This is a genomic window from Nocardia sp. NBC_00416 (assembly GCF_036032445.1).
In the GTDB taxonomy this organism is placed as follows: Bacteria; Actinomycetota; Actinomycetes; order Mycobacteriales; family Mycobacteriaceae; genus Nocardia.
This window is the reverse complement of sequence record NZ_CP107932.1, coordinates 1,332,676-1,346,724: the sequence shown is the minus strand read 5'-3', so window position 1 is coordinate 1,346,724 and position 14,049 is coordinate 1,332,676. Positions and strand designations below refer to the sequence as shown.

Genomic DNA, 14,049 nt, shown 5'->3' with positions numbered 1-14,049 from the left:
CCGCGACATCCTCGACCCGGGCACCGTCGCGGGGCATGCTGAGAGCATGGACGAGTTTGTGAGCTGGCGGTCGAAAGGGCAGCGCTTCACTCATCGCGGACACCAGATCTTCTGGCGCTCGGGCGGTACCGGGTCCTCGGGCACATTGCTGTGCCTACACGGCTTTCCGACCGCCTCTTGGGACTGGCACGCCATCTGGCCGGAGCTGTGCGAGCAGTTCGAGCGGGTGCTGGCCCCTGATCTGATCGGATTCGGCTGGTCGGCCAAACCGCAGCACTACGACTACACGATCGCCGATCAGGCCGACCTTGCCGAACAGCTCCTGCGCGAGCAAGGTGCGGCGCAATTCCACGTACTCGCGCACGACTACGGCGATACGGTGGCCCAGGAACTGCTCGCCCGCGATGCCGAACGCCGGGCGGCAGGCGACCGGTCCCTGGTCGTCGAATCGGTCTGTCTGCTCAACGGCGGTCTGTTCCCGGAGGCCCACCGGCCCCGCCCCATCCAGCGTCTGCTGGCGAGCCCGCTGGGCCCGGTGGTCGGCCGGTTCGGCACCGAGCAGACGTTCGCACACAGTCTGGGCGCCGTATTCGCCCCGGAGTCCCGGCCCGACGAGGAACAGATGCACCAGTTCTGGATGCTGTGGTGCAGTAAGCACGGGAAACGCAATGGCCACAAACTCATGGGTTATATGGCCGAGCGCCGGACCCACCGGCAGCGCTGGGTCGGCGCACTCACCCGCCCGCAGACGCCGGTCCGGCTGATCGACGGTCTCCGCGATCCGGTGTCGGGAGAGAGGATGGTGCGCCGCTACCGCCAACTGATCGCCGATCCCGATGTGGTGGAACTGCCTGGAGTAGGCCACTATCCGCAGCTGGAGGCGCCGGCCGAGACGCTGCACGCGTTCCGCGAATTCCACACCACCCGGGTGGGTTAGCGGGGCGCCGCGCGACGGGCGGGTTCCCCGCCACCCGCTCGGTCGAAGCCGCCGACACCGATACCCGCGCGCGGCAGCCCGGGGCAGACGCGCGTACGCAACCCGAACAGCCCGGCCGTGGCCGATGATAGCGTCGCCCACGGGCCCGGTCAGGGCGCCCTCCGACGTCGCTGTCAGCCGCTGCGCCGACGTGGCCACCCGTTGCGGCCGCCACAGGTAAGGTGCCCGAATTGGTTGAGACGGAATCGGTTTCCGAACCCGATCAGCACAGTCAGGGTTCGCCGGGGTGGGTCACCACCCGCGACGGCCGGCGCCTGCACATCATGGTGCTGTCCGGTCCCCCGGATTCGACGGCGCCGACGGTCGTCTTCGAAGCCGGCGCCGCGGCGACCCGCTCGATGTGGGGACTCGTTCAGCCCGAGGTCGGCCGTTTCGCCCGCGCCGTCGTCTACGACCGGGCGGGCCTCGGCCGGAGCCCCGCCGACCCGGCCGGCCGCACACTGGACCGGATGGCCGACGACCTGCTGGATGTGCTGGACCACTTCGGGAACGGCCCGTTCATCCTCGCCGGACACAGCGCCGGCGGGGTGATCGCCCGCCTCGCCGCGGCACGGAGCCGAGAACGGATCGCCGGGCTGGTACTCGTCGACCCCACCGACGAGGCGGCCGACCTGCTGTTCGGCCCGGCGTTCCGCCGTGCCGAACGGGTCGTCATCACGGTGAACGCGATCCTCGCGCGGCTGGGGGTGCTCGGCCTGATGTACCGCTCGATGCTCGACGCGGTACCGGCGGATGTCCGGCGGGATATGAAACGTGAGGCGTTCGCCCCGGGAATCGTCCGCACGCAGTCGATCCAGGCCCGTACCTTCCTCGACGAGCTCGCGACCTGGCGCGACGCCCCACCCGATCTCGGCGATCTCCCGCTCACCGTCGTTTCCGGGGGTATAGCCGCGGACGGAATGAACGCCCGCATCCGGGCGGCCGCGAACGCCTCCCACGCCCACCGCGCCGCGCAGTCCCCCGCGGGCCGCCACGTCCTCGCGGACCGATCCGGCCATTATGTCCCCGTCACCGAACCCGAAGTGGTGATCGAGGAGATCAGGCGGCTCACTCGTCGTCGGCTGTGATCAACCGGCGATGATCCGCGTCAGCGCGGCATCGGATTCCGCGAGGGCGGCACGGTCGTAGGTGGAGGTCGTCACCAGGAGTTCGGCGGCTCCGGTGCGATCGGCGAGTTCCTCGAGCCGACGACGCACGGTGTCCGGCGAGCCCGCCACCGCGTTCCGCGTCACCGCCTCGACCCGGCTGCGCGTCTGCTCGGTCCACGACCGGTTCTCGATCGACTCGATCGGTTCCAGCGGCGGAAACTCACCGGTAGTCCGCGACCGCGCGAGTGCCCACGCCTCGGGCAGCACCAGCCGACGGGCCTGCTCATCGGTGTCGGCGACCGTAACGTCCAACGCCAGGACGATCTCGGGCCGTTGCGCCCGAATGCTCGGCCGGAAGTCACGCCGGTAGCCGGCCAGCGCCGACTCCAGATCCGGACTCTGTACCAGCGGACCGCCGAGGACCGCCGGCAGACCCGACCGCGCGGCTACCCCGAGCCACTCGCCGGTGGCCAGCACGAACAGGGGAATCGTCCCGTCGACGACCGGATGCGCGGTAACCGGACCGGTCCGGTCGAGGTAGCCGCGCAGTTCGGCCAGGTCCGCTTCGAACCGGTCCGGTCCGCCCACGTCCTGGCGCATCGCCCGGCGCACCGGGGCGGTGAACGCGGGCGAACGGCCCAGCCCGAGATCGATCCGCCCCGGGAACAGCGCTTCGAGCACCAGGAACTGCTCGGCGACCACCAGCGGCTGATGGTAGGGCAGCATCACACCCCCGGATCCGATCCGGATGGTCGATGTCCGCACCCCCAGTGCCGCCATCAGCACCGGCGGCGACCCCGAAGCTATTCCCGGCACCGCATGATGTTCGGCCACCCAGAACCGCCGATACCCTGCTTTCTCCGCGGCCACCGCCCGTTCGACGGTATGCGCCAGCGCGGCCGATTCGGGTTCGCCGACCCGCGTCCGTGACCGATCCAGAAGCGACAGTTGCACACCCGTGGAACACCGCGCGCGGCCCGCGTCTTCCGGCTCCGTGATCACGGACCCAACTGCCGGATTCCGATCCGGGCGTCGCCTATGGCTACGATTACCCGGAAAATTTGCCCACCGTTCGGAGGACTGTATGGCGCGCAAGGTCATCGTCGAACTGGTCGACGACTACGACGGAACTTCCACAGCCGAGGAAACTGTCACGCTGGCGCTGGACGGTGTCACCTACGAGATCGATCTCTCGGCGCGCAATGCCGAAAAGTTGCGCGACGCGCTGGGATCGTGGACGCCGTTCGCACGCCGAGTCGGCGGTCGGCCGACGAAGGGCAAACGCCGTCCGCAGCCCAGGACGAACAGCGCCGATACCCAGACGATCCGGGAATGGGCCCGCGCGAACGGAATGGAAGTCTCCAACCGCGGCAGGATTTCCGCCGAGATCGCCGAGGCTTATCAGAAGGCCCAGAGCTAGGCGGCCCGGCGAACTCTTCGGTCGGGGCCGACCCCCACGCGGTGGCGCGCTCTACTTACGCTCGGTGCGCCCGAAGTCAGTGATACCTCCGACTCGACCGACGCGAGTAAGATCACAAATAGGTAACGGGCAAGAGTCCGGTAGCGACAGACCGATCGGTATGCCGATGCCGTGGCGGGGGCCACGGGCTGTTCGGCACCGGTCGGAAAGACGTGGTCGGCGATAGCCGGCGGCGCCGACCATGCGCTCATCCGGACGAAAGGCCCTGCTCCCCGATGCGAACCCGTTTGTCTCCGGCGCCGTGGGGCGCCCCGCTCCGCCGCGCTTTCTGGCTGGCCGCCGCCGCGCTCGCCGTGGTGATCCAGGCTGTTTCACTGGTCGGCGGCAGCACCGCCCCCGCCCGGGCGGCCTTCGATCCCGCCGGGGCGGATTTCTGGGTCGATTCCAGTATGGGTCCCATCAAATCGCGGGTTTTCCGCGCCGCGGACGGCAATACCTCGCGGGTGGTCTACGCATTGGACGGAATGCGCGCACGCGAAGATCTCAGCGGCTGGGAGATCGATACCGATATCGTCCGGGAATTCACCAAGTGGAATATCAATGTGGTCATGCCGGTGGGCGGGCAATCCAGCTTCTACACCGACTGGAACGCACCCAGCACCTTCCTCGGCGTATCGCCGGGATCGGGATCGGCCGCCGGCTCCTCGTCCGGATCGTCTTCGGGGTCCGGCGGGCTGCAGGCCCTGTCGGCGGGCCCCGGCAAGTCCTACACCTACAAGTGGGAAACCTTCCTGACCCGCGAACTGCCCACCGCGCTGCGCGACCGGCTGGGCTTCTCCACCCAACGCAACGGTATCTTCGGCCTGTCGATGGGCGGCAGCGCAGCACTGACGCTGGCGGCCCAGTACCCGGCCCAGTTCAGCTTCGCGGGGTCCTACTCCGGCTACCTCAACATCTCCGCACCCGGAATGCGCGAGGCCATCCGGGTCGCCATGGTCGATGCCGGCGGCTACAACGTGGACGCGATGGCCGCGCCCTGGGACCCGAAATGGCTGCGGATCGATCCGTTCGTCGCGGCCCCCCGGCTCGTCGCGAACAACACGCGGCTGTGGGTCTCGGCGGCGAGCGGTCTACCGGCCGCCACGGATACCCCGAGCATCAATACCGTCAATGGGATGGGACTCGAGGCCCTGGCCCTGGTCAACACCCGGGCCTTCCAGGTCAGGATGGCGACACTCGGCGCACAGAACGTGCACTACGACTTCCCCGCCTACGGCATCCACGCCTGGAACAATTGGGCCGAGCAAGCCCTGCGCATGCTGCCCGATCTCTCCGCCAATATCGGCTGACGGAGATGAGCGACGCCTTCGTTGCCGATGCCCCGCCACGGGCGAGCGGCCCGGGCCTACCGCTGGGGCAGCGCTACCGCGCCCGTGACCATTACGTGGTCGGCCGGGAAAAGATCCGCGAATTCGCCCGTGCCGTCCAGGATCACCATCCGGTTCACTGGTCCGAGGACGCCGGCGCCGACTACGGACACGGCGGTTTGATCGCACCCCTGACATTCTTCTCGGTGCCGGGATTCCTGGCGCAGGCAGAGATGTTCGAGTCCGTGCTCACCGGCTACGACCTGAGCCAGATCATGCAGACCGATCAGGTGATCCGCTATCTCCGCCCGATCCGCCACGGCGATTCCTTGTTCTTCGAGGTGCGCCTCGACTCGTTCCGGCGGGCGTTCGGCGGCGATCTGATGGGTTTCACCACCGTGGTCACCGACGGCGACGGTGAACCGGTCATCATCTCGCGCACCGGCATCGTGGGCAGAACCGGCGTCGATCCGAACCTCGCCGACCTCGGCGCCGGGGTGCTCATGCACAGCTTCCGATCCGCCGAGAGCTCGCCGGCTCGTCCGACGCCCGCGCCCGTGAACATCGGGTCACCGCCGGAACTCGACGGGATACCGACGGAAGCGCGCTCGGTGAGCCTGTACACGCGCGCCTTCGACACCGTCTCCGTCGGCGACGAACTCCCGTCCCGAACCGTCCGGCTCACCGCCGGTGATCTCGTGAACTACGCGGGAGTATCCGGCGATCCCAACCCGATCCATTGGAGCGGCGAGGTGGCCGGGCTGGCCGAACTGGATTCGCCTGTCGCGCACGGAATGCTGACAATCGGCATCGGCGCGGGATTCATCACGTCCTGGCTCGGCGACCCCGGCGCGGTCAGGGAATACGCGGTGCGTTTGACCAGTCCGGTCCACGTCACCGGCGAGGGCGCGCGAATCGAGTACAGCGGCAAGGTGAAAGCGGTCGATCCGGAGAACCGGACGGCGACGATCGCCCTCACCGCGCGGCACGCGGGTCGTCGGATCTTCGGCCGCGCGACCGCACTCGTCCGACTCCGCTGATCGGTGACCCGCGACATCCCGACCGGGCACCGAGACACGACACCGGCGGCCGACAGTCAGCTGCCGATCGCCTCGTCCGCGACGCCGGCAGGATCCGGAGCGGGGCCGAGAGCCCGGGGAGGGGCGCTCAGCGCGGCCGCCGCGCCGATGCCCGCGCCGATACCCGCACCGATCCCGGCCAGCGGAGCCGCCATGAGCGCCGCGCCATAGGCGGCGCCCAGCGGTGCCGCGCCGAGACCGATGGGCGCGAACGGCATGCCGACCGCCAACCCGATCGCACCTCCGACACCCGCCCCGATCAGGGCGAAGGGGCTGGCCACCGCGGCGCCCGCGGCCGCCCCGAGCGCGGCCGCGCCGAGCGTCTGACCGGCGACGCGGTCGGAGCGGGTGCGCTCCATGCCCACCGAATCCAAGAAGGTCGCGAGATCGGCTTCGGCCGTCGCGGACCCGTCGTTGAGCTGAACGGCTTGCTCCCGGGGCAGCCACTCCGGCGACTCGACCTGCACATCGCCGAACCGCAGCACGCCGGGCGGCGGCGTGATCGGCGGTACGGGCGCCACCGGAGCCGGTGCGTGCAACCCCTCCAACGGCGCCAGATACTCGTTCTTCGGGGCCGTCCGCGCCCACTGCAGCGAAGACAACGTGTCATCAGGGAATCGGACGCCGTAGTACGGACGCACATTCGGCGCATCGGCGGCCGGCCGCTGCGAGGATCCCTCCGTTTGCTCGGATCCGGCGGCCGGATCCGCATCGCCGGCCACGGGCGCGATGCGGTCGGTCGTGCTCACCGGAACGTGCCGATCCGGTTCCGCGTTCGCGCTACCGCTTCCGACCAGAGTGAGGACCACGGGAACCGCCCCCGCCACGACCATGGACCCCACCCGCTGCCGACGCGGGCTGACTGCTCTGTGCTTGCCGGTGCCCATCTATCACCTTTCACCTGAAAGAGATGTTGTCGTTTCACATTCGGATCCGCGCAGCGATTCGGATGGGTCGACACGCCCGGAGAATGCCGAAATATGGCTTTCACCAGGTATTCAGAGAGTGTTCAGCGCCCTGAACTTCGGAACCGATCCCAGGATCCACTCGACCGCAAGCCGTTTCGCACACCCACCCTCGGGCACACCCGACCACCGGTGAACCCGGGCGAACGCCGAACCGGCGAGCCGTTCGGCGGCAGCGGTTGCACAACAACGCGGCCGTAACAGCCCCCGCACGACCGCGATCCGGCACTTCTGCAACATGTTACTGTCCAGTAGGTCACATGCACGGCGTCGATCACGGCGTGCCGTGGATGTGCGCAGCGCTCGGACAACGGTGCCGGGGCGGACAGCATGGAGATCTATCGATGTTCGGAAAGCGTCGGCCGTCCCGGCCGGTACTGCGCGGTTCGGCCGGGCGGATCATCGCGGCAGCGGTGGCCCTGGTCTGCATCACCGGGGTGGCCGTGGTGGCCACGGACTCGCCGCGGGCGGCGGCCGCCCCCGAGGACTTCTACGCCCCGCCCGATCAGATCCCCGCCGCGCCCGGGGCGGTCATCCGGACCCAGCCGATGTCGCTGCTCGCCACCCTGCCCTCCGACCAGGGCTGGCCCGGCAAGGCCGACCACATCATGTACACCACCCGGCTGCAGGACGGATCGACGGTCGCGGTCACCGGGACCTACATAGACGCCGCCGGGCCGTGGCTGGGGGCCGGGCCGCGACCCACCGTGGTCATCGGACCCGGAACTTCCGGGCAGGGCGACCGCTGCGCAATGTCGAAGGCGTTCTCGACAGGGATCACCGTCACCACCGATCCCTCGCCGTCGCTGTCGGCGAACCAGGAACTCCCGTCGTCAGCGGTGTGGAGCAGGCTCGGTGCCCGCGTCCTGGTGACCGACTACGTCGGTCTGGGCACCCCCGGCATCCACACCTACGCGAATCGCATCGAGCAGGCGCACGCGGTCCTCGACGGAGCCCGGGCCGCCAACAACCTCGCCGGTGTCGGCCCCGAGACCCCGCTGGTGTTGTGGGGGTACTCCCAGGGCGGCGGGGCCACCGCCGCGGCCGCGGAGATGCAGCCCCGGTACGCACCGGAACTGAACCTCAAAGGCACCTGGGCGGGCGGACCGGTGGCGGATCTGGCCGCGATCCTGGAGCGGATCGACGGGGCGCTCATCGGCGGCGCCATCGGCTTCGCCGTCAACGGACTGCTGGCGCGCTATCCCGATCTGGAGAGGGCGGTCGGCCGGGTGACCAATCAAGCCGGACGCGACACGCTGGCGGCGCTGAGCGATGCCTGCATCGGTGATGTCATGACCCACTACCCATTCCTGAAGACCGAATCGCTGACCAACGACGGTCGCCCGCTCAGTGCCCATCTGCAGGCGATCCCCGAAGCTGCGCCTGCCCTGGCCGAGATGAAGGTCGGCAACCTGACCCCGGCCGCACCGGTGCTGATCACCAGCGGCCGCAACGACGACACCGTCCCCTACGGCCAGGCGCGACAGCTGGCCGACGACTGGTGCGCCCAGGGCGCGACGGTCACCTTCCGATCCAACGAACTGCCGCCGATACTGCCCGGAACCACCATCCCGAACCATTTCGGTCCGGAGATCATCGACGGTTTCGGCCCCGACAACGCGATCACCTATCTACTCGATCGCCTTGCCGGCAAACCGGTGTCCGGTTGCACCTTCGACTGAGATACGCACGGCCCGAACGCGTATCGACGACCGCGGGAGCTCAGGAGCCGAGGAGCTGCAACGAACGGTCGGCGGTGGCCGCCATACCAGCCGAGTTCGGGTGATAGGCACCAGCGACGGCGGCCGGATCACCTGTGGTCAGCGGATCGCGGAGACCGTTCACCCACGGAGCCGCGGCGCAGGCCGTGTGCGTTTCGGCGCCGGGCACCGCCACGCTGACGGCTCCGGCGGCCGCCGCGGCAGCGCGGGTGGCGGCGATCAGCCCGTCGTAGGTATGCCGCGCGGCGACGGCGTCGGCCGGAGCAAGAGGCACATCCGGACACGTGGATGCCGTGGGATCGAGCACGGGAAGATACTCGACGAGCAGCACCCGCGCCCGCGGCGCCCGGGCCCGGACGGCGCCGACGATATCGACCATCGACTGTTGTACGGCGGCGAAATCAGCGGGTGCCGGCGGGTTCGCCGCTCCCAGCGCGGTGGCGCACGCCCGGGAGGCCGTCGCCGCGACCGCGGGATCGTTCGGCGCGAGGAGAGGTCCGCAACTGCGTCCCAACATTCCGCCGATCAGGCCGAGGTCGTTGCCGCCGATACTGACGGTGACCAGTGTCGTATCCGGTGTGACCGAGTCGACCTGCGGGGCCGCCACGGTCCCACCGCCGGGCACCTGCTGCTGTCGCCCGAGGAGGACATCGGCGGTCGTCGCGCCGGCACATGTGGCATCGACGAGTTCCAGGCCCAGGCCGGCGGCCAGGCGATGCGGGTAGTTGCCGGCCGAACGCATACAACCCCGGTCCTCCATCGGTTCGATACCGGGACCGGACGCGTAGGAGCTGCCCAGCGCGACATACCGCTGGGCGGTGTCCGGTTGCGCGGACGCGATCGGACCGCCGACGGTGACCGAGAGGCACATGAGGACCGTCAGGACTCCGCCGAGATGGGACTTGCGCACGACCCCGAGTTCCATTCCGACACCCTATCCACCCCGCCCCGGCGGATTCGCGAGCTGTGCCGGACACGCCTTCGAGGCGAGTCGGCTCCGCCGGGACCGTGCCCGTCCGCACGGTGACCCGGTTATCCGAGGCCGGTGAACGAACCCCCACGGCCGGCTCCTTCGGCGAATCGCCGAGCGCCTTCGACGGCCTCGGCGGTGAACGATGCCACCCCGTGCTCCCATTCGTTGGCCAGCGCGCCTTCTTCGGACATACCGTGCTGCTGTAGGACCGAGAGGCGGTCGTGCCGGGCGCAGGTCTGCGGGAAGCGAGCGATCTCGGCGGCGATCTGTTCGGCGGCCTGCCGCTCCTGGCCGGTGGGCACGACGCGGTTGGCCAACCCCATCCTGAGCGCCTCGGCGGCCTCGACCGGACGCCCCGTGAGCACCATGTCCATCGCCTGGCCGGTGCCGATCAACCGGGGCAGCCGGACGGTGCCGCCGTCGATGAGGGGCACTCCCCAGCGGCGGCAGAACACGCCGAACACCGCGTCCTCGGCGGCCACGCGCAGATCACACCAGATCGCCAATTCGAGACCGCCGGCGACGGCGTGCCCGGCGACCGCGGCGACCACGGGTTTGCTCAATTGCATGCGGGTCGGGCCCATGGGACCGCGACCCTCGGCCGACAGCGGATTGGCGCGGTCGGTGCCGAACGCCTTGAGATCGGCACCGGCGCAGAAGGTCCCGCCTTCACCCCACAGCACCGCCACCGACGCCGTGTCGTCGTTGTCGAATTCGGTGAACGCCGCGAACAGCGCGTCGCCCGTGGGGCCGTCGACGGCGTTGCGCGCCTGCGGCCGCGAGAGGATCACGGTGAAGACCGGGCCGTCGCGTTCGATCCGTACCGGTTCGGTGGTCATAGCCGTCCTTGTCCCGGCACACCGGAACATTCCCGGGCACCGTAGCGTTCGATCGAACTACCGCTGAAGCACTTTTCCGAACGTAGTACGCGAACGCGCCCGAGGCGAGCAAGCCCGACGCACAGGCCACCGAGTCGGCGGACTCCGGTCCCACTGAAAGCGTCGCCGCTCGCCCCGGATCGACAGCTCCACGCCCACGCCGGCACCGATGCCCGAAAACCAGGCGCCCGAAAACCAGTGGACCCGACGCACCGAGAAAGGCGACTGTGGTCACCATGACCGATCTACGCAGCAGCCCCCGACGAGCGCGGCTGACCACCCACGAGCGCTCGAACCGACGAACCGAGGCACGAACCCATGAGTGATACGAAGAAACCCGAGCGCCCGGACCTGACCGGTTGGCGCCGCCGCCACGAACTCCGCAGATCCAGTGCGGCCCGGCCCGTCCGGTCGGGCAAGCAGTACCAGCGCACACCCAAACATCAGCGCATGCAGGATAAACGAGACGCGACGTGATGGACTCGCGGTACGCGTATCCGTCTCCGACGACACTGTCCGCACCCCGGTGCCGCCCACCGATGCGTCGGCGGCCCGGGCCCCACCGACGGACTGCGATCTCGGGCGCGCGGATGCGCTGAACACGCGCACCCCTTCCCATTCGCCCGATTCTCGATTCGCTCTCTCCCGTTCTCACGGTCAGCACCCATCTCCTCGGCCATCGGCCTCGCCCGCTGCATCCTTCGCCGCGATTCCGCTTCGCGCCCGGCATGCGACCTCTGACCTGTCGCGCCGGCAACTCTGGCCGGACGGACGCAGACCATGCGTACGCGCGTCGTCGTCGACCGACTCGCGCCAACCGTCCGAGTTCGCGCCAACCGTCTGAGCCAGTGACCTGTAGTTATCAACCATTCCTCCGCAGATTCGGTCGGTTCAGCACTTCCGTACCGCAACGGAAGAGCCCGACCGATCGAGTACGGGCCGCAGCGTTATGCCCATTTACGCAGCTCCAGACGATTTATCGAGGTCAATCACTCCGACGTGAGCCAGAAGAATATCCAACACCGGCAATTGCAGGAAATCGGCGACACCGTCCCACACTCCTTGCTAAGTTAATATGTATTCTTCCACTGATCACGGCGCGCTTCGCGCACCGACGTGGGGGTGTCCGAACTCGACGAGGAGTAGCGACATGGACGAACTCAGCAGGCGCAACGCATTGCTGGCGGGCGGGGCATTGGGCGCGTTCGGCGCGCTGGCCATGGTCACCCCCGCACGAGCCGAACCGTGGTCGTGGTCGCCACAAGGCTCGGTGGCGGGTGACGGGGCCGGTGTCGATCCGCTGGGAGTGTGGGATCCCGAAGCCGACGAGCTGGTCGCCTCACTGCTCGATCGAGGCGAGGCGCCCCGGGTCAACGATCTGCTGCGCACCTGGACCCGCAACGGTCAGCCGTTGCCGGCCGGCCTGCCCACGGATCTGCGAGATTTCATGGAGTACGCCAGGCAGTTGCCGCAGTGGACCGATCCGGGCAAACTGGCGACCGCGGTGGATTTCAACAAGAAGCGCGGCCTGTACCTCGGGGTGCTGTACGGGCTGGCCAGCGGCATGATGAGCACCGTCATCCCGAAGGAAGCGCGCGCGGTCTACTACTCCAAGGGCGGCCACGATCTGAAGGACCGCATCTCCAAGACCGCCAAACTCGGCTACGACATCGGCAGCGCCAACGCCTACGGACCCGACGGGCAGATGGTCGTGACCTGTGTCAAAACCAGGCTGGTACACGCGGCCGTTCGGCATCTGCTGCCACAGTCGCCGCACTGGGTCCACTCGGCCGATGAGGACATCCCGATCAGCCAGAACGACATCATGGTGACCTGGCACAGCCTGCCCACCACCGTCATGCGCCACCTGACGGCATGGAAGGTGCCGATCCCGGCGCACGAGTCGGACGCTTTTCTGCATTCCTGGCAGGTGGCCGCGCATATGCTCGGCGTCCGCGACGAATACATTCCCAATTCCTGGGACCAGGCGAATTCTCAAGCGGCCCAGGTTCTGGACCCGATCATCGCGCCCACCCCGGAGGGCGCGAAGCTGGCCGACCGGCTGCTGCGACTGGGGTTCAACCTCGACCTCGCCATCCTCAGCAAAGGCGTTCTCGGCGCCTTCACCCGGTTCCTGCTCGGGGACGAGATCGCCGACGGGCTGGCCATCGCCCGCGAACCGGTCTGGGATCCGCTGCTGCGGGTGAGCTGGGGACCTTTCATCGCCGTGCGCGAAGGCGTCCTCACCATCGCACCACCGACCCAGGAGGCGTACTGGCTCTTCGACGAATTCCTGCGCCAGTTCGCCCTGTGGTATCTGGCCGAACTGCGGATGCCGATCAGTATCGAACTACCGACGATGAACCGGGATATGAGCCGGCCGCCGCGCTGAGAACCGTCACGCTCCGGCGGCAGGGCCCTCTCCGGCCCCCGGGAGCCAGCTGTCGCCGGGCCGGGTCCAGCCCCGCTCTTTGAGCATCTTCCGCGCGTCCCGCCGGTTCCGGCCGAGAAGTCTGGACAGGTAGAGGATTCCAGCGAGGTGGTCGGCCTCGTGCTGCAGACAGCGGGCGAGGTATCCCGTCGCCTCCACCGTGACGGGGTTCCCGGTCATATCGACGCCGGTGACCTCGGCCCGGTGTGCGCGGCCGGTGGGGAACCATTCTCCCGGAACCGACAGGCAGCCTTCCAGATCGTCGTCGGGGTCGGGCATCGTCTCCGGGATCTCGGAGGTCTTCAGTACGGGGTTCACGATGTGACCGCGGTACCGCGTGCCGGAGTCGGTGAGGTCGTAGACGAAAACGGCACGCGGGTCGCCGATCTGGTTGGCCGCCAGCCCGGCACCGTGGGCCGCGGTGTTGGTCTCGAAGAGATCTGCGACGAGGGCGGCGAGCTCGTCGTCGAAAACGGTCACCGGAATCGCGGGTGCGGCCAATCGCGGGTCGCCGGCGATCAGGATCGGTCGAACTGTCATACGGGCCAGACTACTCAAAAGCGAGTAGTCGTGTAAGACTGAGCGAGTGAACGAAACCCGGTTGTTCGTCCTGGCCGCGCTGGCCCGCCGGGGCCCCATGCACGGTCATCAGTTGCGCCGCGACGCACGACTGGACCGCGCCGACCTGTGGTCCAGAGTGAAGCCGGGATCGCTGTACGGCGCACTGCATCGCATGGAGAGCGAGGGACTGATACGCCCGCTGCGGACCGAACAGAAGGGCGCGCTACCGGCGCGCACCATCTACCAGATCACCGACGAGGGAGTGCGGGAACTACGGGCGTTACGCGACGAGGCGTTCACCGAGGTCGGTATCCGACCCGATCCGGTCGACCTCGCCCTGGCCGTCGGCGACGATCTCGACACGGAGTTGCTGCGCGGCTACCTGGAGGATCGGATCGCGGCACTGCGGGCGCTGAGTTCCCGAATCGAACACCAGTCGGATCGGCGATGGCCGGACCAGAGCGTCGCCGATGATCTCATCGTGGACCACGCCCGGATGCGCATCCACACCGAAATCGCGTGGCACGAGAAGGTTTTGGCCAGTATCGGCAAACCCTGACCGACTGCCT

The 14,049-nt window shown here is 68.6% G+C and carries 14 protein-coding genes; 9 read left to right on the top strand and 5 right to left on the bottom strand.

What is annotated here, in order from left to right:
* The first annotated feature begins 46 nt into the window (after positions 1-46).
* Both OG804_RS06120 and OG804_RS06115 read left to right on the top strand, forming a co-directional pair.
* On the top strand, positions 47-937 hold the full coding sequence (locus OG804_RS06120; RefSeq protein ID WP_328394751.1) for an alpha/beta fold hydrolase: 891 nt from the start codon (positions 47-49) through the stop codon (positions 935-937).
* A 230-nt stretch (positions 938-1,167) separates the two neighbouring features.
* A complete protein-coding gene (locus tag OG804_RS06115) occupies positions 1,168-2,064 on the top strand; it encodes an alpha/beta fold hydrolase (RefSeq protein WP_328394749.1) in 897 nt (298 codons plus the stop codon).
* Here the strand turns inward: OG804_RS06115 and OG804_RS06110 are convergent, their stop codons facing one another.
* On the bottom strand, positions 2,065-3,039 hold the full coding sequence (locus tag OG804_RS06110; protein ID WP_328394747.1) for an MsnO8 family LLM class oxidoreductase: 975 nt from the start codon (positions 3,037-3,039) through the stop codon (positions 2,065-2,067).
* Between the two features lie 130 nt (positions 3,040-3,169).
* On the opposite strand from OG804_RS06110, the gene OG804_RS06105 reads away from it, so the two are divergent.
* The 3 genes from OG804_RS06105 to OG804_RS06095 all read left to right on the top strand — a co-directional run bounded on the left by OG804_RS06105 (position 3,170) and on the right by OG804_RS06095 (position 5,912).
* The gene (locus OG804_RS06105; protein WP_328394745.1) at positions 3,170-3,505 is read left to right on the top strand and encodes a histone-like nucleoid-structuring protein Lsr2; all 336 of its coding nucleotides are present in this window, start codon (positions 3,170-3,172) and stop codon (positions 3,503-3,505) included.
* A 275-nt stretch (positions 3,506-3,780) separates the two neighbouring features.
* Positions 3,781-4,854 (top strand): alpha/beta hydrolase, encoded by a 1,074-nt coding sequence (locus tag OG804_RS06100; RefSeq protein WP_328394743.1) that lies wholly within the window; start codon positions 3,781-3,783, stop codon positions 4,852-4,854.
* Positions 4,855-4,859: 5 nt separating this feature from the next.
* Positions 4,860-5,912, top strand: coding sequence for a fused (3R)-hydroxyacyl-ACP dehydratase subunits HadA/HadB (locus tag OG804_RS06095; protein WP_328394741.1), 1,053 nt, complete (start codon positions 4,860-4,862; stop codon positions 5,910-5,912).
* A gap of 56 nt (positions 5,913-5,968) precedes the next feature.
* On the opposite strand, the gene OG804_RS06090 is transcribed toward OG804_RS06095, so the two are convergent.
* Positions 5,969-6,838 carry a hypothetical protein gene (locus OG804_RS06090; protein WP_328394739.1) on the bottom strand — a complete coding sequence of 290 codons (870 nt, stop codon included), beginning with the start codon at positions 6,836-6,838 and terminating at the stop codon, positions 5,969-5,971.
* 422 nt (positions 6,839-7,260) lie between these two features.
* Here OG804_RS06090 and OG804_RS06085 point away from each other — a divergent pair, with 422 nt between their 5' ends.
* The gene (locus tag OG804_RS06085; RefSeq protein ID WP_328394737.1) at positions 7,261-8,598 is read left to right on the top strand and encodes a lipase family protein; all 1,338 of its coding nucleotides are present in this window, start codon (positions 7,261-7,263) and stop codon (positions 8,596-8,598) included.
* Between the two features lie 40 nt (positions 8,599-8,638).
* On the opposite strand, the gene OG804_RS06080 is transcribed toward OG804_RS06085, so the two are convergent.
* Positions 8,639-9,562, bottom strand: coding sequence for an SGNH/GDSL hydrolase family protein (locus tag OG804_RS06080; protein ID WP_328394735.1), 924 nt, complete (start codon positions 9,560-9,562; stop codon positions 8,639-8,641).
* 107 nt (positions 9,563-9,669) lie between these two features.
* Positions 9,670-10,449 carry a crotonase/enoyl-CoA hydratase family protein gene (locus OG804_RS06075; protein ID WP_328394733.1) on the bottom strand — a complete coding sequence of 260 codons (780 nt, stop codon included), beginning with the start codon at positions 10,447-10,449 and terminating at the stop codon, positions 9,670-9,672.
* Positions 10,450-10,806: 357 nt separating this feature from the next.
* Here OG804_RS06075 and OG804_RS06070 point away from each other — a divergent pair, with 357 nt between their 5' ends.
* Positions 10,807-10,965 (top strand): hypothetical protein, encoded by a 159-nt coding sequence (locus OG804_RS06070; RefSeq protein WP_328394731.1) that lies wholly within the window; start codon positions 10,807-10,809, stop codon positions 10,963-10,965.
* Between the two features lie 673 nt (positions 10,966-11,638).
* The gene (locus OG804_RS06065) at positions 11,639-12,880 is read left to right on the top strand and encodes an oxygenase MpaB family protein (protein ID WP_328394729.1); all 1,242 of its coding nucleotides are present in this window, start codon (positions 11,639-11,641) and stop codon (positions 12,878-12,880) included.
* A 6-nt stretch (positions 12,881-12,886) separates the two neighbouring features.
* On the opposite strand, the gene OG804_RS06060 is transcribed toward OG804_RS06065, so the two are convergent.
* Positions 12,887-13,459: a peptide deformylase gene (locus OG804_RS06060; RefSeq protein ID WP_328394726.1), complete on the bottom strand. Its 573-nt coding sequence runs from the start codon at positions 13,457-13,459 to the stop codon at positions 12,887-12,889.
* Positions 13,460-13,505: 46 nt separating this feature from the next.
* On the opposite strand from OG804_RS06060, the gene OG804_RS06055 reads away from it, so the two are divergent.
* Positions 13,506-14,039, top strand: coding sequence for a PadR family transcriptional regulator (locus OG804_RS06055; protein WP_328394724.1), 534 nt, complete (start codon positions 13,506-13,508; stop codon positions 14,037-14,039).
* The last annotated feature ends 10 nt before the right edge of the window (positions 14,040-14,049 follow it).